Origin of the sequence: Streptomyces sp. NPDC051987 (assembly GCF_040680735.1) — a bacterium.
GTDB lineage: Bacteria > Actinomycetota > Actinomycetes > Streptomycetales > Streptomycetaceae > Streptomyces.
In genome coordinates this window covers 38356-63647 of the sequence record NZ_JBFAXI010000047.1, presented here as the reverse complement: position 1 = coordinate 63647, position 25292 = coordinate 38356, and the positions used below count along the sequence as shown (strand labels likewise).

General features: G+C 72.1%; 25 protein-coding genes and 1 pseudogene. 14 read left to right on the top strand and 12 right to left on the bottom strand.

Annotated elements, in window-relative coordinates:
• Positions 1 to 198 precede the first annotated feature (198 nt).
• Genes AB0M11_RS24555 through AB0M11_RS24535 form a run of 5 tightly spaced genes read left to right on the top strand, consistent with a single transcriptional unit; the run spans position 199 to position 4356 of the window.
• Positions 199 to 1836: a GMC family oxidoreductase N-terminal domain-containing protein gene (locus tag AB0M11_RS24555; protein WP_365708908.1), complete on the top strand. Its 1638-nt coding sequence runs from the start codon at positions 199 to 201 to the stop codon at positions 1834 to 1836.
• Positions 1823 to 2635 carry an ester cyclase gene (locus tag AB0M11_RS24550; RefSeq protein WP_365708906.1) on the top strand — a complete coding sequence of 271 codons (813 nt, stop codon included), beginning with the start codon at positions 1823 to 1825 and terminating at the stop codon, positions 2633 to 2635. The genes AB0M11_RS24555 and AB0M11_RS24550 overlap by 14 nt, the downstream gene beginning before the upstream one ends.
• A 44-nt stretch (positions 2636 to 2679) precedes the next feature.
• Positions 2680 to 3051 carry a nuclear transport factor 2 family protein gene (locus tag AB0M11_RS24545; RefSeq protein ID WP_365708904.1) on the top strand — a complete coding sequence of 124 codons (372 nt, stop codon included), beginning with the start codon at positions 2680 to 2682 and terminating at the stop codon, positions 3049 to 3051.
• Between the two features lie 5 nt (positions 3052 to 3056).
• Positions 3057 to 3506: a VOC family protein gene (locus tag AB0M11_RS24540; protein WP_365708902.1), complete on the top strand. Its 450-nt coding sequence runs from the start codon at positions 3057 to 3059 to the stop codon at positions 3504 to 3506.
• A 16-nt stretch (positions 3507 to 3522) separates the two neighbouring features.
• Positions 3523 to 4356, top strand: a complete 834-nt coding sequence (locus tag AB0M11_RS24535; RefSeq protein ID WP_365708900.1) for an SDR family NAD(P)-dependent oxidoreductase — start codon at positions 3523 to 3525, stop codon at positions 4354 to 4356.
• A gap of 88 nt (positions 4357 to 4444) precedes the next feature.
• On the opposite strand, the gene AB0M11_RS24530 is transcribed toward AB0M11_RS24535, so the two are convergent.
• From AB0M11_RS24530 to AB0M11_RS24510, 5 genes are all read right to left on the bottom strand, one after another.
• Positions 4445 to 6091, bottom strand: coding sequence for an FAD-binding protein (locus tag AB0M11_RS24530; RefSeq protein WP_365708898.1), 1647 nt, complete (start codon positions 6089 to 6091; stop codon positions 4445 to 4447).
• Positions 6092 to 6181: 90 nt separating this feature from the next.
• Positions 6182 to 6556: a nuclear transport factor 2 family protein gene (locus tag AB0M11_RS24525; RefSeq protein ID WP_365708896.1), complete on the bottom strand. Its 375-nt coding sequence runs from the start codon at positions 6554 to 6556 to the stop codon at positions 6182 to 6184.
• A gap of 128 nt (positions 6557 to 6684) precedes the next feature.
• Positions 6685 to 7887, bottom strand: coding sequence for an MFS transporter (locus tag AB0M11_RS24520; protein ID WP_365708894.1), 1203 nt, complete (start codon positions 7885 to 7887; stop codon positions 6685 to 6687).
• A 170-nt stretch (positions 7888 to 8057) separates the two neighbouring features.
• A complete protein-coding gene (locus AB0M11_RS24515) occupies positions 8058 to 9239 on the bottom strand; it encodes a low temperature requirement protein A (protein ID WP_365708892.1) in 1182 nt (393 codons plus the stop codon).
• A 131-nt stretch (positions 9240 to 9370) separates the two neighbouring features.
• Positions 9371 to 10231, bottom strand: coding sequence for a hypothetical protein (locus tag AB0M11_RS24510; RefSeq protein ID WP_365708890.1), 861 nt, complete (start codon positions 10229 to 10231; stop codon positions 9371 to 9373).
• 242 nt (positions 10232 to 10473) lie between these two features.
• Between AB0M11_RS24510 and AB0M11_RS24505 the strand changes: the two genes are divergently transcribed.
• The 3 genes from AB0M11_RS24505 (at position 10474) to AB0M11_RS24495 (ending at position 14124) form a co-directional block, all read left to right on the top strand.
• On the top strand, positions 10474 to 11394 hold the full coding sequence (locus tag AB0M11_RS24505; protein ID WP_365708888.1) for an LAETG motif-containing sortase-dependent surface protein: 921 nt from the start codon (positions 10474 to 10476) through the stop codon (positions 11392 to 11394).
• 156 nt (positions 11395 to 11550) lie between these two features.
• A complete protein-coding gene (locus AB0M11_RS24500; RefSeq protein ID WP_365708886.1) occupies positions 11551 to 12336 on the top strand; it encodes an SDR family oxidoreductase in 786 nt (261 codons plus the stop codon).
• Between the two features lie 219 nt (positions 12337 to 12555).
• Entirely contained in the window at positions 12556 to 14124 is a 1569-nt protein-coding gene (locus AB0M11_RS24495) for a sodium:solute symporter family protein (RefSeq protein ID WP_365708884.1), read from the top strand.
• Between the two features lie 195 nt (positions 14125 to 14319).
• Here the strand turns inward: AB0M11_RS24495 and AB0M11_RS24490 are convergent, their stop codons facing one another.
• From AB0M11_RS24490 to AB0M11_RS24480, 3 genes are all read right to left on the bottom strand, one after another.
• The gene (locus tag AB0M11_RS24490; RefSeq protein WP_365708882.1) at positions 14320 to 15432 is read right to left on the bottom strand and encodes an ADP-ribosylglycohydrolase family protein; all 1113 of its coding nucleotides are present in this window, start codon (positions 15430 to 15432) and stop codon (positions 14320 to 14322) included.
• A gap of 157 nt (positions 15433 to 15589) precedes the next feature.
• Positions 15590 to 15994 carry a hypothetical protein gene (locus AB0M11_RS24485; RefSeq protein WP_365708880.1) on the bottom strand — a complete coding sequence of 135 codons (405 nt, stop codon included), beginning with the start codon at positions 15992 to 15994 and terminating at the stop codon, positions 15590 to 15592.
• A gap of 43 nt (positions 15995 to 16037) precedes the next feature.
• Positions 16038 to 16478, bottom strand: coding sequence for an ATP-binding protein (locus tag AB0M11_RS24480; RefSeq protein WP_365708878.1), 441 nt, complete (start codon positions 16476 to 16478; stop codon positions 16038 to 16040).
• Positions 16479 to 16591: 113 nt separating this feature from the next.
• Here AB0M11_RS24480 and AB0M11_RS24475 point away from each other — a divergent pair, with 113 nt between their 5' ends.
• From AB0M11_RS24475 to AB0M11_RS24465, 3 genes and pseudogenes are all read left to right on the top strand, one after another.
• The gene (locus tag AB0M11_RS24475) at positions 16592 to 17404 is read left to right on the top strand and encodes a helix-turn-helix transcriptional regulator (RefSeq protein WP_365708876.1); all 813 of its coding nucleotides are present in this window, start codon (positions 16592 to 16594) and stop codon (positions 17402 to 17404) included.
• On the top strand, positions 17401 to 17589 hold the full coding sequence (locus AB0M11_RS24470) for a DUF397 domain-containing protein (RefSeq protein WP_365708875.1): 189 nt from the start codon (positions 17401 to 17403) through the stop codon (positions 17587 to 17589). The genes AB0M11_RS24475 and AB0M11_RS24470 overlap by 4 nt, the downstream gene beginning before the upstream one ends.
• A 34-nt stretch (positions 17590 to 17623) precedes the next feature.
• Positions 17624 to 17892, top strand: a pseudogene (locus tag AB0M11_RS24465) (nuclear transport factor 2 family protein).
• 26 nt (positions 17893 to 17918) lie between these two features.
• Here AB0M11_RS24465 and AB0M11_RS24460 read toward each other — a convergent pair.
• Positions 17919 to 18587 carry a class I SAM-dependent methyltransferase gene (locus AB0M11_RS24460; RefSeq protein ID WP_365708910.1) on the bottom strand — a complete coding sequence of 223 codons (669 nt, stop codon included), beginning with the start codon at positions 18585 to 18587 and terminating at the stop codon, positions 17919 to 17921.
• Positions 18588 to 18698: 111 nt separating this feature from the next.
• Positions 18699 to 19235 (bottom strand): TetR/AcrR family transcriptional regulator, encoded by a 537-nt coding sequence (locus tag AB0M11_RS24455; RefSeq protein WP_365708873.1) that lies wholly within the window; start codon positions 19233 to 19235, stop codon positions 18699 to 18701.
• A 76-nt stretch (positions 19236 to 19311) separates the two neighbouring features.
• On the opposite strand from AB0M11_RS24455, the gene AB0M11_RS24450 reads away from it, so the two are divergent.
• Positions 19312 to 20361, top strand: coding sequence for an aldo/keto reductase (locus tag AB0M11_RS24450; RefSeq protein ID WP_365708871.1), 1050 nt, complete (start codon positions 19312 to 19314; stop codon positions 20359 to 20361).
• Positions 20362 to 20469: 108 nt separating this feature from the next.
• Positions 20470 to 21492 (top strand): aldehyde reductase, encoded by a 1023-nt coding sequence (locus AB0M11_RS24445; protein WP_365708868.1) that lies wholly within the window; start codon positions 20470 to 20472, stop codon positions 21490 to 21492.
• Between the two features lie 95 nt (positions 21493 to 21587).
• On the opposite strand, the gene AB0M11_RS24440 is transcribed toward AB0M11_RS24445, so the two are convergent.
• Positions 21588 to 23972: a tetratricopeptide repeat protein gene (locus AB0M11_RS24440; RefSeq protein ID WP_365708866.1), complete on the bottom strand. Its 2385-nt coding sequence runs from the start codon at positions 23970 to 23972 to the stop codon at positions 21588 to 21590.
• A gap of 130 nt (positions 23973 to 24102) precedes the next feature.
• Here AB0M11_RS24440 and AB0M11_RS24435 point away from each other — a divergent pair, with 130 nt between their 5' ends.
• Positions 24103 to 24603: a DUF2165 domain-containing protein gene (locus tag AB0M11_RS24435; RefSeq protein ID WP_365708864.1), complete on the top strand. Its 501-nt coding sequence runs from the start codon at positions 24103 to 24105 to the stop codon at positions 24601 to 24603.
• A 36-nt stretch (positions 24604 to 24639) separates the two neighbouring features.
• Here the strand turns inward: AB0M11_RS24435 and AB0M11_RS24430 are convergent, their stop codons facing one another.
• A complete protein-coding gene (locus AB0M11_RS24430) occupies positions 24640 to 25206 on the bottom strand; it encodes a hypothetical protein (protein ID WP_365708862.1) in 567 nt (188 codons plus the stop codon).
• Positions 25207 to 25292: the final 86 nt, after the last annotated feature.

The window sequence follows — 25292 nt, the reverse complement described above, 5'->3', positions numbered from 1 at the left end:
GAGGACGGCCTGCGGATCGGCATCGACCTGACCGTCGTGTGGACGGCGAAGTCGACCGCCGACGGCACCGTGTCCTCGTTCCGGATCAACCAGCAGTGGCGGCTCGAACGCCCCGCGCCGGGCGCCGCCCCGGTGATCGTCGACTACCAGGTCGGCGAGCCGGCCGCCCTCTGACCCCGTCACCGTTTGGAGGCTGTCATGCCGTCGAATCCGACTCCCCCGGTGCCACCGGCCGCCGACTACGTGGTGGTCGGCGCGGGTTCCGCCGGCTGCGCCGTCGCCGCCCGGCTCAGCGCGGACCCGTCCGTGACCGTGACCCTGCTGGAGGCCGGTGGCCCGGACGAGCGTCCGGAGATCCACCGCGCCGACGCCGCCTCGGTCCTCTCCCTGCTCACCGCCGACTGGCGCGGCGAGATCGACTGGGGCTACGTCACCGAATCCGAGGCCGGCATGGACGGCCGCCGCGTCCCGGTGGCCCGCGGCAAGGTCCTCGGCGGGTGCAGTTCCGTCAACGCCCTGATGTGGGTGCGCGGCAGCCGCCACGACTACGACCGCTGGGTCACCGAGGGCGCGAGCGGCTGGTCGTACGAGGAGGTCCTGCCGTACTTCCGGGCCGCCGAGAGCTACTCCGGCGGCGGCTCCGAGCTGCGCGGGGCCGACGGCCCGGTGCGGGTGCGGCAGCTGGACCACCCGTCCCCGCTGGCGTCCGCCTTCGTGGCGGCGGCCGGTGAACTCGGCCACGACGCCGCGAGCGACGGCGACTACAACGGCGCCCGGCAGGACGGGTTCGGCTTCCTGTACCAGACCAACCGCGACGACGCGGGCCGGCGGTGCAGCGCCGCCGACGCCTACCTGCGCCCGGCCCTCGACCGGCCCAACCTGACCGTGGTGACCGGCGCCCGGACCACCCGGCTGCTGCTCGACGGGGACCGGGTCACCGGCGTCGAGTACGTCCGGGGCGGCACCCCGGCCCGGATCCGCGCCGACCGCGAGGTCATCGTCTCCGCCGGGGCGTTCGAGTCGCCGAAGCTCCTGATGCTGTCCGGCATCGGACCCGCCGACCACCTCAGGGCGCACGGCATCCACTGCGTACGGGACCTGCCGGGCGTGGGCGCCGCACTCCAGGACCACCTCTTCACCCCGGTCTGCTACCAGTCCCTCCAGGAGCACCCGCCCGAGGCCCTGCTCTCCGAGGCCGGCCTGTTCACCCACACCCCGGCGGCAGACCCGGACGGGCCCCCCGACCTCCAGTTCACCTTCGGCCCGATCAAGTTCCTGCCCGCCGGTGCGCCGGCCGAGCTCGCGGAGGGCCCCGGTTTCACCTTCGCGCCGATCGCCGTGCTCCCGCACAGCCGGGGCCGGGTCCGGCTGCGCGACGCCGACCCCGAGTCCAACGCCGTGATCAGCGCCGGCTACCTCACCGCGGCGGCCGACCTGGACGTGCTGGTGCACGGGGTCGAACTGGCCCGCGAACTCGCCGCCACCCGCGCCTTCGACGCCTTCCGCGGCGACGAGATAGGCCCCGGCAAGGACGTCACCACCCCGGCCGAGCTGCGCGCCTACGTCGCCGCCAACGCCACCACCCTGTGGCACCCGGCCGGCACCTGCCGGATGGGCACAGGACCGGACGCCGTCACCGACCCCGAGCTGCGGGTCCACGGCATCGAGGGCCTGCGGGTCGCCGACGCCTCCGTGATGCCGTCCATCGTGGCCGGCAACACCCACGCACCCAGCGTCATGATCGGCGAGCGCGCGGCGGCGTTCGCCCTCGGCACCTCCCAGCCGTCTTCCACCGCCGCCCGACCGAACGAGGGGATGCAGCATGTCCACCCGTGACCAGCAGGACATCCGGAAGCTCTACGGGCGCTTCCTCGACGCGCTGAACGCCGGCGACCTGCAAGGGGTCCGCGCCGTGCTCAGCCCGGACTTCACCGACCACCACCCCGGCTTCGACATCACCGGCATCGACTCCTACCTGGACGCGGTGCGCGGCGCGCACGAGTCGCTCGACCTCAAGGGCGAGCTGGAGGAGGGCGCGCCGCTCGGCGACGACCGGATCGTCACCCGGGTGAAGCTCACCGGCACCCACCTCGGCGACGTGCTCGGCTTCCCGGCCACCGGCCGCAAGGTCGAGTGGTCCACCACCGAGATCTGGCGGGCCGAGAACGGTCTGTTCGCCGAGCGCTGGGCCCAGGACGACCTGCTCGGCCTGCGCGCCCAGGTCTCCTCCGACGACCTGAACTACACCGTGGTCCGGCAGGTCAGCGACGCCGTCAACGAGCGCCGCTACGACGACCTCGACGAGTTGTTCGGGCCCACGTTCAAGGACAACAACCCGGCCTGGAGCGTGGAGAGCCTCGACGAGCTCAAGGTGATCATCAAGGGCGCGCACGACGCGCTGGACATGAAGGTGCACCTCGACGCCCTGTACCCGGCCGCCCCGGACAAGGTGATCATGCACATCACCTTCCACGGCAAGCACATCGCGCCGTTCCTGGGCCAGGAGGCGACCGGCAAGGAGGTCTCCTGGACCAGCCTGGAGGTCTACCGCCTGGAGGACGGCAAGGTCGTCGAGCGCTGGGTCCAGGCCGACACCGCGGGCCTGATGCGCCAGCTCGGCGTGGACCTCCCCTGACGCCCCGTCCGGGACAATTCAGGCAGACAGGAAAGGACGCGCGCATGAGCACCCGAGAAGTGGTCGACACGTACTACCGGCTGGCCAACGAGGGCGACTGGGACGCCTGGTGCGACCTGTTCGCCGTCGACCAGACCATGGACGAGCAGCTGGCCGGGCACGTCGAGGGGCGCGAGACGCTCCGCGACATGATGAAGGGCTTCCCGCAGATGTACGCCTCCTTCGCCAACGTGCCCCGGCACGTCGTGGTGGACGGCGAGCAGGCAGCGGTGGTCTCCGACATCACCGCCCGCACCCCGGACGGCATCACGGTCGAGGCCGTGGTGTGCAACTACTTCCGCGTCCGGGGCGGGCTGATCACCTACATGACGAACGTGCACGACACCGTGCCGTTCGCCCCGGTCACCGGGAAGTGACGGCCATGACGACCGCCGCCCCGAACGGCCTGCGCTGGGCGCACGTGGGCCTCAACTGCCGTGACCAGAAGGCCACCGAGGACTTCTACACCCGGTACTTCGGCTTCCGCCGGGCCCGAGTGGTGGAGGCCGACGGCGCCCGCGTGGTCTTCCTGCGCAACGGTCCGGCCTGCCTGGAGCTGTTCGCGACCGACGCGGAGCCGCTGGTGACCGCCGAGAAGGACGGCCCGGCCGCCCCCGGCACCGCCCGTCACCTCGCCTTCCAGGTCGACGACGTGGACGCGTTCCTCGCCTCGGCCCAGGGCGAGCTGGAGCCGACGCTCGGGCCGCTGACCTTCGACGAGTTCATCCCCGGCTGGAAGACGGTGTGGGTCTCGGACCCGGACGGCATCGTGGTGGAGGTCAGCCAGGGATACACCGACCAGTCCACCGACGAACTGGCAACGTACGCCTGACAGGAGAGTTCCGAACATGAAGGCCGTTCCCGAGCAGACCATTCTCATCACCGGCGCCACCGACGGCCTCGGCCGCGCGGTCGCCCGTGAACTCGCCGCGCAGGGCGCGTCGCTGATCCTGCACGGCCGCAGCGCGGCCAAGGGCGCGGACCTGCTGGCCGAGCTGCGCGCGGCCGGCGCCACCGGCCGGCTCAGCTACGAGCTGGCCGACTTCTCCTCCCTGGAGGACATCGGCAAGCTCGCCGAGCGGATCCTCACCACGTACGACCGGCTGGACGTGCTGGTGAACAACGCGGGCATCGGGGTCGAGCTGGCCCGGCAGGAGAGCCAGGACGGGCTGGAGCTCACCTTCCAGGTCGACTACCTGGCCGCGTACATCCTCAGCTGCCGGCTGGCCCCGCTGCTGGTGTCCTCGGCGCCGGCCCGCATCATCAACGTCAGCTCCGCGGGCCAGGCCCCGATCGACTTCCGTGACGTGATGCTGGAGCGCCACTGGGACGGCGTGCAGGCCTACTGCCAGGCCAAGCTCGCCCAGATCTCGCTCACCTTCGACCTGGCCGAGCGGCTGCGCGGCACCGGGGTGACGGCCAACGCGCTGCACCCGGCGTCGTACATGCCGACCAAGATGGTGGTGAACCTGTTCACCCCGCAGAGCACGGTCGCCGACGGCATGCGCAACACCCTGCGGCTGATCACCGACCCGGCGCTGGACGACGTGTCGGGCGTCTACTTCAACCGCTCGACGCGGGCCCGAGCGGGCGCCCAGGCGTACGACGAGGCGTCCCGCGCCCGGCTCCGGGAGCTGAGCGAGTCGCTGACCGGAGTGGCCTTCCCGGCCAGCTTCGGCTGATCCCGGCCTCGCGCCTCCCCCCGAACGGGACGAGCCCCCGCCTCACCGCAGCGAGGCGGGGGCTCGTCCATGCCCCGGACCGCAGCCGCTACGGCGCGGTGACGGAGAGCCGGTGGTGGAAGACGTTGTGCGGGTCCCAGGCGGCCTTCACGGCCTTCAGCCGGGCCAGGTTGTCCTTGAAGTACAGGCTCTGCCAGGCGACCCCCGAGGTGTTCCAGGCCGGGTCGGTGAGGTCGGTGTCCGGGTAGTTGATGTACGAGCCGTCGTTGGTGTCGTTCGGCACCGGCACCCCGCCGGTGTCCGCGTACAGGTCCCGGTAGAGGTTCCGCATCCAGGTGACGTGCCGGTCGTCGGAGGCGGCGTCCGGCCAGTACGTCGTGAAGTTGGCCTTCAGGACCGAGTCCCGCTGGGCCAGCGCGGTGGCCGAGGACGCGACGGTGTTGACCTTGCCGCCGTAGGAGTAGAGCAGGATCCCGGCGTGACCGTCGTAGCCGGCGTCGGAGAGGTAGCCGTAGAGGGTGGAGGCCTGTGCGGCGGACCAGCCCTTGCGCAGGTAGGCGCCCTTGGACTTGGTCCGGTTGTACAGGCCGGTGTCGTAGGGGTCCTTGAGGGTGGTCTTCAGCCACGGCCAGGAGGAGCGCACCTCGGTGTACGGCGCCCCGATGCCGCCGGCCACCGCCGTGACGTACGCGTCGAGCAGCGCGGAGGCGTCCGGCAGGGTCCCGTCGATCTGGGAGTTGAGCACGACGGCGCCCTGGACCCGGTTGTACAGGATGAGCACGCTGTGCAGGCTGTCGTAGGCGGAGCCGGCGACGCTGTTGCGGGCGTGCCAACTGCCGTGGTCCGCGACGAGCGCGGCGAAGGCGGCCTCGGTCAGGTCGGCCCACTTGATGGTGACGGTGGACTTCAGGAGCGTCTTCGGGGGCCGGGGCAGCAGGCCGGCGGGGTCGCTGCCGGTGGCGTCCGGGGAGCGGAACCAGTACCGGGTGACGATGCCGAAGGTGCCGCCGCCCCCGCCGGTGTGCGCCCACCACAGCTCGCGGTGCGGGTCGTCCGGCTCCCGGGTGGCGACCACCGCGCGCGCGGTGCCGGACGCGTCCACCGTCACCACCTCGACGGCGTACAGGTGGTCCACGACGGCGCCGTGCTGGCGGCACATCGCGCCGTACCCGCCGCCGGTGACGTGCCCGCCGACGCCGACGGTCGGGCAGGTGCCGCCGGGCAGGGCCACCCCCCACTCCAGGTACAGGGTCCGGTAGACGTGCCCGAGGGTGGCGCCGCCCTCGACGAGGAAGGCCCGGCGCGCCGGGTCGTACCGCACGGCGTCCATCTCGGACATGTCGACGAGTATCCGCACGTCCGGGTCGTCGACGAGCCCGTCCAGGCAGTGCCCGCCGCCGCGCACCCCGATGCGCTTTCCGGCGCGCACCGCCTCCTGGACGACGGCCACCACCTGTTCGGTGCTGTGCACGAGCCGCACGGAGTCGGGGGCGGCGGTGAATCTCGCGTTGTAGCCGCGCGAGGTGAGGTCGAGATAGCGGGCGTCGGAGGCGGCGACGGTGACCGCGGCGGGGGCGGCCGGCGTGCTCGCGGAGGCCGCCTCGGCGGCGTGGGCGGGGGCCGGCAGCAGGGCCGCACCGGCCCCGGCGGCGGCCGCGGTGCCGAGGAGTCCGCGCCGGGTGAGTCCGGCGGCGGCCCGCCGGTCCGGCTGCTGCTGTCGTGGCTGTCGTGTCACAGGTGTCTCCTGATTCGTCGGTAAACGGCTGCCGCCCGGGAGGCGCGGAGCCTCCCGGGCGGCAGGGGGGGGAACCGGCGGACGCGGCGGTCAGACGACCTCGTGCCCGCTGACGGTGGTCTCGGGGATCTCGTCGCGGACGTCCCAGTGCTCGACGATCAGTCCCTCGTCGATCCGGAACACCTCCACGACGACCATGCCGCGGTCGTCCGGGTCGCCGCGGAAGCGGGTGTGCAGGAACACCAGGTCGCCCGAGCCGGCCGCACGCCGGATCTCGAACCGGGCCCGCGGGTACTGCTTGTGGAAACCGTCGATGAACTCGACCAGCGGGGCCCGCCCGTCGGGCAGGTTCGGGTTGTGCTGGATGAGGTCCTCGGCCAGGTACTTGTCGGCCAGCTCGGTCCGTCCCTGGTTCCAGACGGTCTCGATGTACTCCCGAACGAAGTTCACCTGGTGGCTGCTCATGAGTTCTCCTTGACTGACGGGGTGACAGCGCCCCGAAGGGGCGCGGGGCTGTGTCGATGTGCGGCTACCGCCGCGTGGGCGCGACCGGTCACGACGGCGCCGCAGACGACCGACAGGTCATCGCGGCACTACCGGCCGGTGGGTACAGGCGTCGCGGACTGTTCGGCGCCGGCCGCCACGGCGGCGACCTGCCGAACGGAGGACAGATGGGCAAGCCCGGCCAGCACCAGGACCCCCAGCGCGGCCCACGGAATCGGCCCGGCCCCCAGATCCGGCAGCAGGCTGCTGCCGATGAAGCTGCCGAGGCTCATCCCGAGGTACAGCGCCGCGGCGTTCAACGCGAGGATCAGCCCCGGCTGCAGCGGCACCAGCTCCACCAGCCGGGCCTGCTGCGGCGCCTGGTACAGCTGGCTGAAGAACGCCCAGAACGCGAAGAAGCCGACCCCCGGCGCGGAGTGCGGGGCGACCAGCAGCAGCACGAAGCCGAGCGCGAGCCCGAGCACGGCGACGCTCACCGTGCGTCCGCCGCCCAGCCGCTCGGCGATCCGCGGCGCGCACGCGTTGCCCGCCACCCCGATCACGCCGAAGGCGAGCAGCGTCAGCGAGATGAGTCCGGAGGACGCTCCGAAGCGGTCCTTCAGATAGGCGCCCGCGATGCCGTACACGGTGAACTGGGCGGCCATGAACAGCAGGGTCGTGGTGACGGTGGCGGCCGTGGCGGGGGTGCGCATCGCCTCGCGGTAGGCGCCGACCGTCGGCGGTTCACCGGACGGGATCTCGGGGACGAACACCAGCACCGCCACGAAGCCGAGCGCCGACAACGCGGCGACACCGAGCAGGGCCGGCCGCCAGCCCAGCGAGCCGCCGAGGAACGAGGCCAGCGGCACGCCGAGCACCGCCGCCGCCGTCATGCCGCCGAACACCGTGGCCAGGGCGCGCTGCCGGCGCTCCGGCGGCACGATCAGCGCCCCGGCCGCCGAGGCGCCGGGGCCGAAGACGGCGGCTCCCATCGCGCCGAGCACCCGGGTGACCGTGAGGAAACCGTAGTTGGGCGCGACGGCACCGAGGGCCGCGCCGACGGTGAGCAGGCCGATGCCCACGAGCAGCACCCGCTTGCGGTTCCACCGGCGCAGCAGGATGGGGGCGGTGGGCGCGCAGACCGCGAAGGTCAGCGCGAAGACGGTCACCAGGATGCCCACGGTGGCCGGCTGGACGTGCAGGTCGTCGCCGATCGGGCCGTTCAGGCCGACGACCGCCAGGGAGATCGTCCCCAGGCTGAAGTAGCCCAGTGACAGGGAGAGCAGGGCTGGTAGGGCGCTGCGGGACGGCATCACGCCACCTCCTGTTCCTCTTCGTCGTCGGTGCCGGAAAGGCGGGAGCCGGAAAGTTCCATACAGCGAACCTAGGAACGCTCCGCCTCCCGCCGTGGCCGCCTCAGGGGGGCGTCGGACACTGCCCCAGGTCCGTCGGCCTACTACGTCAGGTCGCTGTCAGGTAGCTGTCACGTCGCCGTCAGGCCGCCCGCGAAGGACCGGTTGCGCAGGATCAGCGGCACCTGGCGCCCGGAGCTGATCAGCCAGTGCTCCACGGCGTTGACCAGCAGGAGCAGCACGGTGGTGACGGCGAGGGTGGCCACGCCCGGCAGCCGCCAGACCGGCAGCGCGAGGACGACCAGGGCGAGGCCGCAGTAGAACCGGGTCGCGGACGCGGCGCCGAACATCCGGCGCCGGGTGTAGCAGAACGCCAGCATGAAGAGGGCGGCGCCGGACGGCAGCAGGGCGGCGCTCAGCCCGTCCGGGATGTGCAGGGGGGAACGGACGGTGCGGGTGGCGCCGACCGAGACCAGCAACAGGCCGACGACCAGCACCAGATGGCCGTAGCTGAGCACGTCGCGGACGACGACGGACGGGGTCGGGTGGGTGCGCAGGGCGTGCGCGACGGCGGAGGCCACCAGGTGGAAGTAGAGCCACCACAGGGCGCAGCCGACCAGGAAGGCGAGGACCAGGGCGGTCAGTTCGGACGGGGTGAGCGAGCCGTGGGCGGCGCCTGCGCCCACCGCGAAGACGTTCTCCCCGAGGGCGATCATGACGAACAGGCCGAAGCGTTCGGGCAGATGGTTGACGCCGAAGGCCAACTGGCGCAGGTGGCCACTGAGGACGACGGGCGCGGCGATCTCGGCGACGACGGCGAAGGCCCAGCAGATCTCGCGCCACGGCGCCGGCAGGGTGGCGGAGGCGAACAGGACCAGGGCGAAGGCGAGTCCGGCCCGGTAGGGGTGGATCGTGTAGAGGGCGCACTCCCTGCGGATCGCCTCCCCGATCAGCAGGCGCAGGGCGAGGTAGCTTCCGGAGTACAGCAGCGCCGCCTCCCGGTCCGCCAGGGCGAGCGGGGCGGCCACCGCCATGCCGTAGACGGTGAGCGCGGTCAGCAGCAGGAACACCCGCTGCAGGGTCGTCTCGTGCACGGCGTTCATCGCCATGACCACGTCCACCCAGGCCCACCAGAGCGGGGCCAGTACGAGCAGGCATTCGCCCAGTACCGGCCAGCTCGGGTGCACGGCCACCGGGTGGGCGACCTGGCCCACGCCGAACGCGAGGACCAGGTCGAAGAAGAGTTCCGCCCAGGTGGCGCGGTCGCGCGCCGTAACGGCGGGAACGGTCGTCGCTGCGGTTGCGTCGGTCATTTCTGTATGGGGACACGGCCCCCGCCCGCCGCCCGCGCGCGGTGGAATTCCGGCGCGTACTGCGGGAAGTACCGCCCCCGGATGTCCGAACTCGACCCCCCGAAGCGACCGGTTCAGGCCACCCGGCGGGCTCAGCGCAGCTCCGCCACGTACCGGTCGGTGCCCGGCACCGTCGGGATGAACGGCGCCACCAGCTCCACCCGGCCCAGCCCGGACCCGGCGACGTCCTCGTCCAGGCCGGTGAAGCGCGCGTCCCAGCAGTCCCTCGGGTCGGCCTCCAGGAACCACAGCAGGGTCAGCCGGGTGTCGACCCCCTCCACCTGCTTCACGTACGTCATCCGGTCGCCGGGGAGCGGGGTCGGCCGGAAGACGGTCACCATGGCGGCCGGCGAACCCGCCAGCCGCTTCGGCAGGTGCCGCCCGCGCAGCCACTCCACCAGCTCGGCCCGCTGCCCGGCCGAGTCGCTGTCGACGACCTCGACCACCAGCCCCGCGTAGGGGTGGTCGAGGGCGTGGAAGTCGCGCGGCCCGGCGGCACCGTCCCGGTACACGGTCGCCTCGTGGTCCTGGAACGCCGTGAAGACATGGGTCCGGTCCTGGTAGACCCGGGCGTCCCGGTTCAGCCGCCGGTTGATGGCGACCGTCCACCTCATGTGGTCGGCGTACCGGCCGTCGGTGATCCAGTACGTGGAGATGTAGCAGCCCGCCGTCACCGGCTGGGCGACGGCGGACTTCTCGGGATAGCGCAGGAGCTGGAGGTCGCGGGTGGCGACCCAGCGGCGTCCCGCGAACATCCAGGGCATGGCCATCGCGCCCGCGTAGTAGTGGTCGTCCTCGTACCAGCGGTTGTACGCGTACTCGTGCCCGGGGTGCGGTTCGACCATGGTGATGAGGGCGTGGCCCGGCCGGACGCCGTACGGCCCCACCGCGGCGAGTTCCGCGTACACCTGACTGCGCGTGTCGTTCTCCGTGTGCGTCGAGTCGCCTGTCATGGCTCCGGTTTAGCTGACAGCACGTCAGATTACGAGCCCATGGCGAGGTCCGTTGACGGTGTGAAGACATTGTTTAACTGGCAAGAAATTGACGGGCCTCACCAGAGCTGGCGAGAATGCGGTTCGCCTCGCCGTGACGCAAGCGAGTGCAGTGACGCGGGTGGGGGCACGTCGTCTTCCGCCGGCCTGCGCAACACCGCTCACGCACAACCACCTCCACCTAGTTTCCGCAAGGGCACATCTTGACGCGCTTCTCACGCTCCAGAACGTCGGCCACCGTCGCCGTGACGGCCTTCCTCGCCGCCGCGCCCCTCGTCGGGGCCACCACCGCGAGCGCCACCACCGCGAGCGACTGCCGGACGGCCACCGTGCAGTACCGCATCGTCGACGCCGACGGAAACCCGGTCGGCGCCGACTGGACCTCCCAGGGCGGTTTCCACCAGTGGGACTCCGCTCCCGGCACGGTCGAGGTGCGCCTGGCCCCCGGGCAGGACGTCGGCGCCGGCTGCACGTACCCGGTCTCGCTGGCCGAGTACACCACCGAGGGCTCCAACTGGTACACCTCCGGCCACCAGACGCTCGTCGACCACGCCACGGTGTACCTCACCGCCGACGACGTCGCGAGCGGTGACGACGCGAAGCGGACCTGGCAGAAGCTGGCCGTGAAGAGCCCCGACTGCTACGGGCAGATCGACCTGTACGGCGACGACGTCGTCTACGACGGCGGGACGGGAGAGGGGCACGGCCCCGCGCCCTACCAGCCCGGCAACGTCGTCACCCCGTACCACCTCATAGCCGCCTGGAACGGCGGCGACAAGCCGTGCACCCCGGACCAGCCGGAGTCCCCCACGCCGTCCGCGTCGACGCCGGCCAGCCAGCCGCCCGCCCCGGAGACCTCCGCGCCGGCCACCCCGACGCCCTCCACCCCCGCGTCCTCCACCCCGCCGCCCACCTCCTCCACGCCGCCCACCACGTCCCACGTCCCGCCGATGAAGACGCCGCCGCCCACCACCCCGGCGCCCTCCCCCAGCACCAGCACCCCGCCGCTGGCCGAGACCGGCGCCAGTTCCTCGACGCCGCTGATCGCCGGCGGCGCCGCCCTGGTGATCGCGCTCGGCGCCGGCACGCTCTTCGCCACCCGCCGGGCCCGCAAGTCCTCCTGAACCTCCCCGTGAGGCCGTGACCATCCGCAGGCTCCGCCCACCCCAGGGCGGAGCCTGCGCCGTTCGCCGGTCCGCCGCCCCGGCCCCTTCCACCCTCCGGCGCCCGCCCCTACCCTGACGGTCCGTCAGACACAGTGGGCGAACCGGAGGTCATCGATGTCGCTGCTCACGGGCAAGACCGTCGTCGTCTCGGGAGTCGGCGCCGGGCTCGGACACCAGGTCGCCGCGGCCGTCGTACGGGACGGCGGGAACGCGGTCCTCGGTGCGCGGACCGAGGCGAACCTCGCGAAGAGCGCGGCCGGGATCGATCCGGAGGGCACCCGGACCGCGTACCGGCCCACCGACATCACCGACGAGAGCCAGTGCGAGGCGCTGGCCGCGCTGGCCCGGGAGCGGTTCGGCGGGATCGACGCGGTGATCCATGTCGCCGCCTGGGACTCCTACTTCGGCGGGGTCGAGGACGCGGACTTCGCGAGCTGGGCGTCGGTGATCGACGTGAACCTGCTGGGGACGCTGCGGATGACCCGGGCCTGCCTGCCGGGGCTCAAGGAGGGGGGCGGCGCGGTCGTCTTCATCGGCACCCAGTCCGCCGTCGCCGCGCCCACGCAGGTGAAGCAGGCCGCGTACGCCGCCTCCAAGGGTGCGCTGACCAGCGCGATGTACTCGCTGGCGCGGGAGCTGGGGCCGTACCGGATCCGGGTCAACACCGTGCTGCCGGGCTGGATGTGGGGGCCGCCGGTGCAGGCGTACGTCCAGTTCACCGCGCACACCGAAGGGGTGCCGGAGGACGAGGTGCTGGGCCGGCTGACCGGGCGGATGGCGCTGCCGGACCTGGCGTCGGACGGGGACGTGGCGGACGCGGCGGTGTTCCTGGCCTCGGACCGGGCGCGCGCCATCACGGGCCAGTCGCTGCTGGTCAACGCGGGGGAGCTGATGCGCTGAGGGGCCGGTTCCAGCCACTTCTCGCGGTTCATATTCATGAACTAAGGTCAGCAAGGCGAACGATTTTACTGCCCCTTGACCTTACGCCCGCTTGTCGTGCCCTCGTAAAGGAACCCACGATGAGCGGGCACTTCGCGGCCTTCCCCGTTCCCACTCCGCTTATGCGAAGTGCCAGCCAGCTGAGCGGAGTTCAGTAGGCGGACCCTGGAAGGGGGGCGCATGAACGGGCTCGACTGGGCCGTGCTCATCGGCTACTTCGGCGTCATGGTGGCGATCGGCGTCTGGTCGCACAAACGCGTGGACAACGTCAGCGACTTCTTCACCGCGGGCGGCCGGATGCCCTGGTGGCTGTCCGGCATCTCGCACCACATGTCGGGCTACAGCGCGGTGATGTTCACCGGGTACGCGGGCATCGCCTACACCTACGGCGTGACCTCGTTCGTCACCTGGTCCTTCCCGATCGCCCTGGGCATCGCGATCGGCTCGAAACTCTTCGCCCCGCGCATCAACCGCCTCCGCTCCCGCCTGCACGTGGCGTCCCCGCTCGAATACCTGAAGAACCGCTACAACCTCTCCACCCAGCAGGCGCTGGCCTGGTCCGGCATGCTGCTGAAGATCGTGGACGTGGCCGCGAAGTGGGCCGCGATCGCCACCCTGCTCTCGGTGTTCACCGGGGTCACCCTCAACCAGGGCATCCTCATCACCGGCGCGATCACCGCCGTCTACTGCACGATCGGCGGCCTGTGGGCGGACGCGCTCACCGAGCTGGGCCAGTTCGCCATCCAGCTGCTGGCCGGTGTCTCGATGTTCGTCGCCGTCGTCCTGAAACTGAACGACAAGAACATCGGGATCTTCGACGCGTTCGACCAGCCGGCCCTGCACGGCCACGGCAAGCCGCTGGTCGGCCCCTACGGCACGGTCTTCCTGCTCGCCTTCCTCTTCATCAAGCTCTTCGAGTACAACGGCGGCATGCTCAACCAGGCCCAGCGCTACATGGCGACGGGCAGCCCGAGGGAGGCCGAGCGCAGCGCCCGCCTGTCCGCCGCCCTCTGGCTGGTCTGGCCGGTGGTGCTCTTCTTCCCCATGTGGATGTCCCCCCTGCTGGTCCACGCCCAGAAGCCGGACGGCTCCGACTCCTACGGCCTGATGACCGAACAGCTCCTGCCGCACGGGCTGCTGGGCCTGGTCATCGTCGGCTTCTTCTCGCACACCATGGCGATGTGCTCCTCCGACGCCAACGCGATCGCGGCCGTCTTCACCCGTGACGTGGCGCCGGTCCTCTCCCGGCGGGCGCGGGCGTGGAACGAGCGCTCCGGCCTGATCGCCGCCCGCATCACCACGGTCGTCTTCCTCGGCCTGTCCATGACGGTGGCCACCCAGGTCAACTCGCCCACGTTCAAGGACATCATCACCATCGTCATCAAGTGGGTGGCCGGCCTGATGGGCCCGATCGCGATCCCCATGATGCTGGGCCTGCTGCGCCCCTTCCGCCGCTCCGGCCCGACGGCCGCGCTCACCAGCTGGGCGGCCGGTCTGTTCGCCTTCTGGCTGGTCAACTACCCGATCAACTGGAACGTCGACGGCGGCGTCCCGCTTCAGTACCAGGTGTCCGTCCCGCTGGCCGTCTCCCTCCTCCTCTACGTCCTCATCGGCTACCTGAAGCCGGAGGACACCCCGGAGCGGCTGGCCGTCATCGAGACCGTGAACACGGACGGGGACGGTGCGACGGCGACGGTGCCGGTACCGGCGCAGGCTCCGGCGGGCGGCGGCGAGGTGCTGCGCGACTGACCTCTCCGCACGGCTCAGGGGCCGCATCCGCAGACCGTGCGGGTGCGGCCTCCGTCGTGTCCCGCCCCGCGTCTTCGCCGGAGACCGTCCGTGCGCTCCCCTGCCGGGATCGACAACATCGTCCACGACTTCGAACCCGGCCTGGTCAGAGCCCGTCGCGCCCTCTGAGCGGGCCGGTCCGGACGGTGCCCGGGGCTACCGCGGGTACCGCGCCAGCCATCCCGGCGCCGCGCCCGCCGGGTTGTGCAGGGCCGGCCCCTGGGTCATCTCCATCGCGAAGTCGTCGGCCAGCTCCAGGATCGTGGGACGGCCCTCCAGTTCGGCCACCCAGGCCGGCGGGAGGGCCGTCTCGCCGTGCAGGGCGCCGAGGAGGCCGCCGGTGAGCGCGCCGGCCACGGCGGAGGGGCCGGCCTGGTTGACGGCGAGACAGAGCCCGTGCCGTACGTCCGCGCCGACGAGCGCGCAGTACACCGCGGCGGCGAGCATGCCGTCCGCCGCCCCGTCCCCGGTCAGCTCCTCGACCCGCGCCGGGGAGGGCATCCCCTGCCGTACGGCCCCGAGCGCGTGCTGCAGCGCGTCCGAGACGGGCTGGTGCCCCGGCCGGGCGGCGAGCAGGGCCAGGGCCTGCTGCACCGATCCGTCCAGGGACTGACCGCGAGCCAGCCCGTGCACGATCACGGCGTACGCGCCCGCCGACAGGCAGGCGGTGGGATGCCCGTGCGTCTGCGCCGAGCACTCCACGGCGAGCTGCACGACGAGCTGCGGCTCCCAGCCCACCAGCAGCCCGAACGGCGCGGACCGGGCGACCGCCTCGGGGCCCATGTCCTCCGGGTTCTTGGGCGACTCCAGCGTCCCCATCTTCTCGTCCCCGAGCCCGAGCAGCAGCGACCGGGTCGGCTCCCGCCGCGCGTACAGCCACTCCTCACGGGCCAGCCACCCGTCCTCCTCCCGCCGCACGTCCGGCCCCCAGTCCCGCTGGGTGGCGGCCCACCGCAGATAGGCCCGGTGCAGGTCGGTGGGTGGATGCCAGGCCCCGGTGTCCCTCCTCACCTGCGCTCTTATCAGCCCGTCCACGGTGAAGAGGGTCAGCTGGGTGTGATGGGTCACCGCCCCGCGCCGCCCGTGCCCGAACCCGAGATCGACCAGCCCCTCCGGGCCGTAGGCCGCCCGGATCTCCTCCAGCGTCAGCCCGTCCACCGGGCCGCCCAGCGCGTCCCCCACGGCGGCGCCGAGGAGCGTCCCGCGCACCCGGCTCCGGAAGTCCTGCTGCTCCGCACGCCCCCAGACGGCACCCGACGTCACACTCACCACCACGACCTCCTCACGGGCACCGTCCGTAGATACGAGCGCACTGCACTGTAATCGACCAGGAGAAGCCCGTTCAGGGGACAGTTAGGTATGCGAAGTGTGGGTTGTGTGATCCCGAGTGGTCGGCTTTCGGCCAGGCCGGACGGGGAGAAGGGGGTCAGCCGTACCAGGTGACGTTGCGGACGTGGACGCACGCGTGGCGCTCCACCTCAGCCAGCACTCCGGCCTCCGCCTCAGCCGTCTCCCGGATGGCCTGGATCTCCGCGATGGCGGCCGCAGGGTCCTGCTCGCCCGCGTCCACGATCCGCTCCAGCTCCCGCAGGCGGGCGGCACGTTCCGGATGGCGTTGGATCGCCACGAACACCGCCCATGAGGGCACGAAGGCTCGCAGCGGCGCAAGGCTCTGCGTCTGCTGCGCGTTCGTCGTGGCCTCGAAGAGGTGCTGGGTGAGGGCCGGGATCCGGCTCGGGGCGATCCGCGCGACGGCGGCCCGCAGAGCATCCGGGGTGAGTTCGGGCATGGAGATCAGCGGTTCGATCGGGCCGTCGGTCTGGGCACTCACGGTGGCCTCCGATGCCCCGTCTTTGCCGTCGGGAACGCCCGGGTCACGGGCCGCCACGACCCGGTGCCCCCAGCTCCGCCCACACCACCTTGCAACCGGCCGGCGCCTCGTCCACGCCCCAACGGTCGGCGTACGCCCCGACGATCAGCAGACCTCGCCCCGACTCCGCGTCGCCGGACACCGGATCGTGGAGGCGCGGGACGCGGTCGCCCCGGGCGTCGGTCACCTCGATACGGAGCGTGCGGTCGGCGTACAGCCGCAGCCCCAGCCGGAAGTCCCGTCCCGCCACACGCCCGTGCAGCACCGCGTTGGACGCCAGCTCGGCCACGACCTGCGTCGCCGCCTCCGCGAACGATGACCTCCAGTCGTCGAGTTGGCGTTCGGTGAGCAGCCGCGCCAGTCGGGCACCTCTTCGAGTGGCGGACAGCTGAACCGTGAAGTGGCGTGTCGGGGCGATGACTTGTGGGAGGGATTTCTGGTTCATGTCACCCAGCGTGGTCGCCCGTTCCTACTCTGAACAGCAACGACCCCGGCACAGAGCGTGACTGTACGGGTGCCGGTCGGGGTCGTACGGGTCGTACGCCGGAAGGGGCGGGTGTGCAGGACGAGGAGGCCGAGGCCGTACTCAGGGCGGTCGGGCGGCAGATCAAGGTGTGGCGGGAGGCCGCGGGGCTTCGGCAGGGCGAACTCGGCTCCGCCATCGGCTACAGCGAGGAGATGGTGTCGGCGGTGGAGCGGGGGCGGCGCATCCCCAAGCCGGACTTCCTGGAGAAGGCCGACGAGGTGCTGGGGGCGGGCGGGAAGCTCGCGTTCATGAAGGAGGACGTGGAGCGGGCGCGGTATCCGAAGAAGGTCCGGGATCTGGCGCGGCTGGAGTCGGAAGCGGTCGAGTTGGGCGCGTACGCGAGTCTTCAGATCCACGGCCTGTTGCAAACACCGGAGTACACACAGGCCTTGTACGCCATGCGACGGCCGGCCTACACGGACGAGGAGGTGGAGCGCCTCGTCGCCGCGCGCATGGCACGAAAGGCGGTGTTCGAGCGAGTGCCTCGACCGGCGATCACATTCGTGCTGGAAGAGCTGACTCTGCGACGACCGCTCGGAGGGAGAACGGTCCTGCGGCAACAGCTCCAACAACTTTTGGACCTTGGCCAGTTGCGACATGTGGAGATCCAGGTAATGCCGACGGACCGCGAGGACCACGCGGGCGTGATGGGCTCGTTTCGCGTGCTGAAACTTCCGGATGGCAAGACGCTGGGGCACTCCGAGGGCCAGCTGCACGACCGGGTGATCAGCGATCCCCGAGAGGCTCAGATCTTGGAAATGCGCTATGGAATGATCCGGGCGCAGGCTCTCCCGCCACGGGAGTCCCTGGCGTTCATCGAGAAGGTTCTGGGAGAAGAGAAATGACCTCCGCACTGAACTGGTTCAAGAGCAGCTACAGCGGCAACGACGGCCCCGACTGCGTCGAGGTCGCCATATCCCCCGCGACCGCCACCACCGTCCACGTCCGCGACTCCAAGGACAAGGACGGGGCGCGGCTCACCTTCACCGACGCCTCGTGGGTCGACTTCCTGGCGTTCGCCCGGCGTTGAGCGCCGTCCGCGGAGCGGCCGGCATGACTGGTGCATGCAGGAAGAGACCGCACAGTCCGCGATCGACACGTTCATCTCCGCCTTCGACGTCTCGGACGACAGTTGTGTGACCGCGTTGCTCTCCCAGGCCCTGACCTCGGACGTGGTCTTCTGGGGGCCGCTCGGCCGCAGTGAGGGGATCGAGGCGGTCGAGCGGCTCGTGCTGGAGGCCCCCGCCTGGCCGGAACGGACGTCGTCCACCTGCGGCGGAGCCTCGTCGACCAGGTCATCGTCTTCGCGGGGGAGATCGGGTCCGCCTCCTGAGCCGGCCATGGTGAGCCGGCCCTTCCTCAGTGCCGTCGGCGTACGCGCAGTACCAGGTCGTCCGTGTGGTGGGCGCCGGCGCCGCCGTCAGGTGCCTCGCGGGGGCGCTGTTCGTGCACCTCCACCTCCCAGTCGTCGTCGAGGAGGTCGACGACCGTCGAGGGCCACACATAGTCGGCCGGGTCGAAGTCGCTGTCGTGTGCCTGCCGGGTCTCCATCCCCGCGTGGTGCACGACCAGCAGGACGCCGCCGGGCGCGACGGCGGCGAGCAGCGCTCGCTCCGCCGCGGCGTCGGGGGTGCGCAGCAGGGCCGGGTACTGCGCTGACACCAGGTCGAAGGAGGCCGGCGGGATCATCGCGTCGGTCAGCGCGGCGTGCACGAAGTCAATGACGAGGCCGGCGTCCCGCGCGTGGCCTGCCGCCCGCTCCAGTGCCACGCCGGAGACCTCAAGCGCGGTCACGTCCCAGCCGTGCCGGGCGAGCCAGACGGCGTCCGCGCCCTCGCCGCAGCCCACGTCGAGCACCCGGCCGGGGGTGAGCCCGGCGACCTCGGTCACGAGCGCACCGTTGGGCCGGCCGCTCCACAACTGCTGCCGTTCCGCGTACCGGTTGTCCCATTCCGCCCGCACCGCGGGGTCCCCGAGGTATCCGTCGGCAGGCCCGGGGATGCCGGACGCGGGTGATTCTTCTGCGATGTCGTTGTCGGTCACGGGCCCACCGTCGCCCGGCCGGGTCCTGGCCTGCCACTTCTGTTGCCGATCCGGCAAAACGGCGGCCTGTCGCGCCGCATCAGCGCGCTCACGTGTCTACCGGTGCGTGCTCAGGCCGTCGAGGATGAGCCCGAGCATGCGGGGGGCGGCGTCCTCAGGGGTGGGCGCGGCGCGCCAGAGCGCCCCGGTGAGCTGGAGGAAGTCGCCGGGGTCGGCGTCCTGGCGGATGGTGCCGTCTTTCTTTCCGGCGTCCAGGAGCTGGGTGAGGGCGGCGATGACGGGGCCGTAGCTCTCCTCGGCGATCGCCTGGTGCGCCCCGGCGCTGAGGGCGTCACCCAGGCCGTGCTTCTTGCGCATGGCTTCGACCAGGTCGGTCGTCCAGTGGCGCAGCGCTTCCAGGGGCGGCAGCTCGGCCAGCAGGTCCGGCACGGTGCCGGTGATGCGTGCCACCTCGTCCTGGTAGACGGCCAGCACCAGGGCCTCGCGGGTGGGGAAGTTGCGGTACAGCGTGCCCGCCCCGACTCCGGCGCGCTGGGCCACCTGGTTCATCGAGACGTTGCCGTCCTCGCCGATCGCCTCACGGGCGGCGGCGAGGATGCGTGCCCGGTTCTCGCGAGCGTCTGAACGGACCACTGGACCTCACCTTGCTAAGTGGAGAACTCTCCACTACGTTATTCGGAGAGCTCTCCACTTACTTTAGAGGGGCGTCATGCACTACATCAAGCTCGGCACCACAGGCCTGGACGTGTCACCGATCGCGATCGGCGCGATGACCTACGGCGAGCCCGACCGCGGGCACCCCGTCTGGTCGAAGGGCGAGCAGGACGCCCGGCCGCTCATCCGGCACGCGGTGGAGGCGGGGATCAACTTCTTCGACACCGCGAACATGTACTCCAACGGTTCCAGCGAGGAGATCCTCGGCCGCGCGCTGAAGGACTACGCCGACCGCGACGCCGTGGTCATCGCCACGAAGCTGCGCCACCCGATGCGCCTCGGGCCGAACGGACGGGGACTGTCCCGCAAAGCGGTCATGACGGAGGTCGACCACTCCCTGCGCCGCCTGGGCACGGACTACATCGACCTCTACCAGATCCACCGCAACGACCACGCCACCCCCTGGGAGGAGACGCTCGAAGCGCTCAACGACCTCGTGAAGGCCGGCAAGGTCCGCTACCTCGGTGCCTCGTCCATGCACGCATGGGAGTTCGCGAAGGCCCTGCACCTGCAGAAGCAGCACGGCTGGGCGCGCTTCGTGTCGATGCAGAACCACTACAACCTCCTCGCCCGCGAGGAGGAGCGCGAAATGATCCCGCTGTGTCTGGACGAGGGTGTCGGCACGGTCATCTGGTCGCCCCTGGCACGCGGACGCCTGGCCCGCGCGTGGGACGACGCCCGCGCCACAGCGCGCGCCGAGACGGACGGAGCGTTCGCGGACCTGCTCTACTCGCCCGAGCAGGAGGCGTCCAACAAGGCGATCGTCGACGCGGTCGGGCAGGTGGCGGACGCGCGCGGCGTCACCCGTGCGCAGGTCGCGCTCGCCTGGCTGCGACGTCAGCCGGTCGTCACCGCACCGCTGGTCGGCGCCGGCTCGATCCGGCAGATCGACGAGGCGGTGGCCTCCCTCGACGTCGAGCTCACCGACGACGAGGTGCGCGCCCTGGAGGCCCCGTACACGCCGCGGTACGACTGGCAGGGCGTCTCGGACGAAGCCGAGATGGAGGCCATCCGCCGACGCGTCCCGGGAATGGCCCTGTCATGAAGCCCATGAGGCCCATGAGGCCCATCGTCCACTCCGGCGCCGCCGCCTGGCAGGACCCGCCGTACTCACCCCTTTTCGATGCGCACGTCGCGCGCTGAGGAGACACAGATGACACAGGTACTGGTCACCGGAGGAACGGGATTCATCGGCAGCTGGTGCGTCCTGACCCTGCTCGAAGCCGGACACACCGTACGCACCACGGTCCGCGACCTGCGGCGTGAACCGGCACTGCGCTCCTGGCTCCACGCGGCCGGTCCGTTCGACGACGACCGCCTCACGGTCGTACGCGCCGACCTCGAACACCCCGAGGGCTGGGACGACGCCGTCGCCGGCTGCGACTACGTCCTGCACGTCGCCTCCCCGACCCTGCGTCACACCCCGGCGCACGACGACGACCTGGTCGTCCCGGCACGGGAGGGCGTCGTACGAGTGCTGCGCGCCGCCCGTGACGCCAAAGTCCGCCGGACCGTCCTCACCAGTGCCTTCGGCGCCATCGGGATCGGGCACCCCCCGCGCTCGGCCCCCTTCACCGAGGAGGACTGGACCGACCTCGACGGCGACATCCCGCCCTACCAGCGCTCCAAGACCCTGGCCGAGCGCGCCGCCTGGCAGTTCGTCAAAGAGGAAGGTGACGGCCTGGAGCTGACAACGGTGCATCCCGTGGGCGTCCTCGGCCCCCTGCTCGGCCCGGACGACCCGCCGTCCCTGCGTCTGGTGCGCAGAATGCTCGAAGGACGGGTTCCGGCGTGCCCGCCTTTCGGAATGGGCTACGTGGATGTGCGCGACGTCGCCGACCTGCACGTGCGCGCGATGACCGATCCGGCGGCCGCCGGCGAACGCTTCCTCGCCGTCGCCGGACACAGCCTGCGCGTCGTCGAGATAGCCCGCGTACTGCGGGACCGCCTGGGTGAGCGCGCCGCGAAGGCCCCGACCCGCGAACTGCCCGTCTGGCTCACCCGAGCGCTGGGCGCCGTGAACCCGGAACTGCGCCTGCTCAGGCACCAGGTTGGCCGCGATCTCGACGCCACCAGCGCCAAGGCCGAGCGACTCCTGGGGTGGCGGGCCCGGCCGATCGAGGACACCATCGCCGAGACCGCCGAGAGTCTCCTTGCACACGGCATCAGCCGCTGACCGGGACGGCGGCGCGCCTCCCCGGACGCACAGCGCCCTGACGGAACAGACCTGCCCGCCAAGGCCTGGACGCGACCGCCAAGAGCCGACCGGTGTCACAGGGTGATGCGGTGCCGGATCGCGGCCCGGTGTTCCAGGGCCCAGGGGTAGTCGGGCTGGAGGGCGATGGCGTGGTCCAGGTCGGCGAGGCCCTCCTCGTGGCGGCCCAGGCGGGAGAGGGACACGCCGCGGCTCGCGTAGGCGTACGCGTACCCGGGGTCGAGTGCGAGGGCGCGGTCGTAGTCGGCCACCGCCTCCTCGTCGCGGCCGGCGACGCGCAGCGCGTCGCCGCGTTCGCAGCGGCCCCAGGCCCAGTCGGGTTGCAGGGCCAGGGCGCGGTCGAGGTCGGCGAGGCGGCGGGCCTGGTCGTCGAGTCCGCGCCAGACGCGGGAGCGGCGGGCCAGCGCCCAGGCGTAGTCCGGCTTGAGGGCCAGGGCGCGGTCGAAGTCGGCGAGGGCCGCGTCGAGGTCGCCGTGGCGTTCGTGGGCGGCGCCGCGGGAGGCCCAGGCGAACTCGCTGGTGGGGTCGCGTCGGATGCCCTCGCTCAGGTCGGCGACGGCTTCGTCGTGGTGGCGGGCCAGCCGGTGGTGCTCGCCGCGCAGGATGACGTTCCAGGGGTTGTCCGGCTCCAGTTCGAGCACCCGGTCGAGGTCGGCGAGCGCGCCCTCGTAGTCGCCGGTCCCGCCGCGGGTGACGGCCCGGCCGCGGTGGGCCCGCACCAGCGACGGGTCCAGGGCGAGGGCGCGGTCGTAGTCCTCCAGGGCCCGCTCGTGGTCACCGTCCCGGGCGAGCGCGTCGGCGCGCAGCGCCCAGGCCGTCGCCCGCCACGGCTCGTCGCCCCGGGCGCGGCCGAGCAGCAGCCGGAGCAGGCCGGCGAGTCCGCCCGCGGCCAGCGCCTCGGAGAGGTCGCGGCCCCAGGTCCGTACGGCCTCGGCGTCCGCGTCCTCGCCCGCCTCGGCCAGGAGCCGGACCCAGGGCCGTACCGCGTCGTCGCCGTGGGCGCAGGCGGTCACGACGTCGGCGAGGACGGTCGGCAGCGCGGCGCGGGGCCGCGCGCACAGCAGGTGGTACGACTCGCCGAGCCGCAGCTCCCGCCACTCCTCGTCCGCCCACGGCTCCTCGGGCCGCACGTCGCCCTCGGCCTCCGCGCGCCGTCTGCCGTACGCCTCGGCGAGCCGGGTGTGCCGCTCGGTCCAGCCCCGGGGCGAGCGCAGCCGCTGCAGCCGGAGCATCGGCGCCCGGACGACGTCGTGGTAGCGCATCCGGCCGCCGCGCTCGTCGACGAACGGCATGCCCCGCAGCCAGGCGAAGAGTGCGTCGGCCTGGTCCCGGGTGCCGTCCACGACGGCGCGGAACACGTCCTCGTCGAGCTGTCGGGGCAGCGCGCCCGCCAGCGCGGCGGCCCTGCGCACCGGGTCCCGCTCCCATTTCAGGAAGCGGTCGACCGCCGTGGCGCTGGGGTCCCCCACCTCCGCGGGGCCGACGGGCCCGGACTCGGCCAGGGTGGAGACGAGCACCGGCAGCCCGCCGGTCAGCCGCAGCACCTCCGCGACCACCGGCTCGTCCCGCACGCCCTTGTCGGCGAGCAGTCCCCGGGCCTCCGCCTCCGTGAACGGGGCGAGCGGCAGGTCGGTCCGGAAGTCCGCGAAGCTGCCCCAGCGGGCGGTGTCGAAGGGACGCTGGCCGGAGGTGACCACGACGACGTTGGCGGGCAGGGCGCCGTACCGGTCGGTGGTCATCACGTCGTGCAGCCACGGGTCCAGGAACGGGCCGGTGCGCTCGTAGGTGTCGAGGAGCAGGACGATCCAGGGGGCGGAGTCGGCGGCGCCCGCCAGCTCCGTCAGCAGCACGGGGGTGAGCACCCGCTCGGGGGACAGCACCAGCTGGACGTCCTCCTGGCTGCGGAACCGGGCCCGGAGCCGGTCGGCGCCCTGGGCGAGCCGGTCGGTGTCCAGGGCGACGGCGAAGGCGCCGGCCACCGGGACCATCCCCAGCCCCACCTGCGCCGCCCGCGCCACCGCCAGACTTCCCGCCGACGGCCCCTCCCGCTCCTCCGCGCCGCCCACCACCAGGGCGGACTCGGCCTCGTGCCGCCGCTCCCGATGGACGGCCAGCAACCGCTCCAGTTCCTTGAACCTCCGCCCCTGGCCCACGAACTGACGGGCCATCACCGCCAGCGCCTCGGGCACCCCGGCCGCGCCCTCGTCGACGTACGCGGTCAGCGCCCCGGCCTCCCGGGCGATCTGCTCCAACTCCCGTACCAGCCGGGTCTTTCCGACGCCCGCCGCACCGTGCACGTGGAACAGGAACCGGTGCCGCTCGTCCTCCGGCGGCAGCGACAGGTTCCGCCGGAACGCGGCCCGCTCCTCGACCCGCCCGACGAACCCGGCCCTGCGCCGCCGCCCGATCAGCTCCTGCATCGACGGCCGTGTCGGCCCCATCCCTGCCTCCCCCGCAGCCGGTCCATGACCAGTCTGGCAGACGCACGGACGTCGGACCGGCGCGGACACCGCCCGTGGCCGGTCGCGGAACAGGGGGTGTAACCCGCCGCGCGGGGGAAAGGACGGTGACATGTCCACCTCCCACTCGCCTCGCGCGCTCTCGCTCGCCGCTGCCGTTCTCACCGGCACGGTCGCTCTCTACATCGCCCTCGTCGCCTTCGGGAACATCACCGACTTCGGCACCAACCAGGCCTTCGTCCAGCATGTCCTGGCCATGGACACCACGTTCAAGGACGACGACCTGATGTGGCGGGCCGTCACCGACAAGGGGCTGGAGAACGCCGCCTACGTCGCCATCATCGTGTGGGAGACACTGGCCGCGCTCGTGCTGATCGCCGGGACCGTGCTGTGGTTCCGGCGCGACGACGCCCGCGCGCGGCGGCTGTCCACCTACGGGCTGCTGATGCTCGTGCTGCTCTTCGGCGCCGGGTTCATAGGGATCGGCGGCGAGTGGTTCTCCATGTGGCAGTCCAAGACCTGGAACGGCCTGGACGCGGCGACCCGGGTGCTGGTGCTCACCGGGGTCGCGCTGGTCGTCGTCCAGCTGAGCCCCGCGGACCGGGACGCCTAGGGCCCGCCGCCCGGCTCGGGCCGGCTGCTTCGCCGGCTACTTCACCACCGTGACCTTGGTGTCCGGCTCCGTGCCGAACGTCCACAGGGCCGCGCCGTCCGCCGTGTGCATCCGGATGCCGCTGGTCTGCCTGCCGGCGGCGGGCGGCGGGGAGGAGCCGTCGACCGCGTTGGAGAAGGCGATCGACAGCCCCGACTTGGAGGCGAAGTAGAGGATGTGCTCGATCTGGACGCCGTCCGAACCCGTCGTGGACGCCAGGGTCCTGGAGATCGTGTAGGTGCCGGGGTCGGGAGAGACCGTCCCCGGCCAGACCGTGAACGTGCGGGTCGCCTTGTCGCTCGCGTCGACCGTCCACACCCGCCGGGCGCCGAGCGAGTAGACGATACGGCGGCCGGTGCCGGAGGCCGCCGGTACGTCGGGGGCCTTCGCCGGCGCCGGTGACGCGGAGGGGTGGGCGCCCGCCGACGCGCTCGCCGACGGGCGGACCGCCGCGGCCGTGGGGTGCGGCCCCTTGTCGGCCTGGACGGCGAGGAGGACGACGGCGACCGTCGCCCCGGCCGTGAGACCGGAGACCCAGACCCAGGAGGGCAGTCGGGCAGCCACGGGTACGCATCTCCTCCGCTGAGCGGGCACTGAGGCCCCCGCCTCTGCGCGCAGGGGTCGGATCATCGTACTGCGCGCTGCCCCGG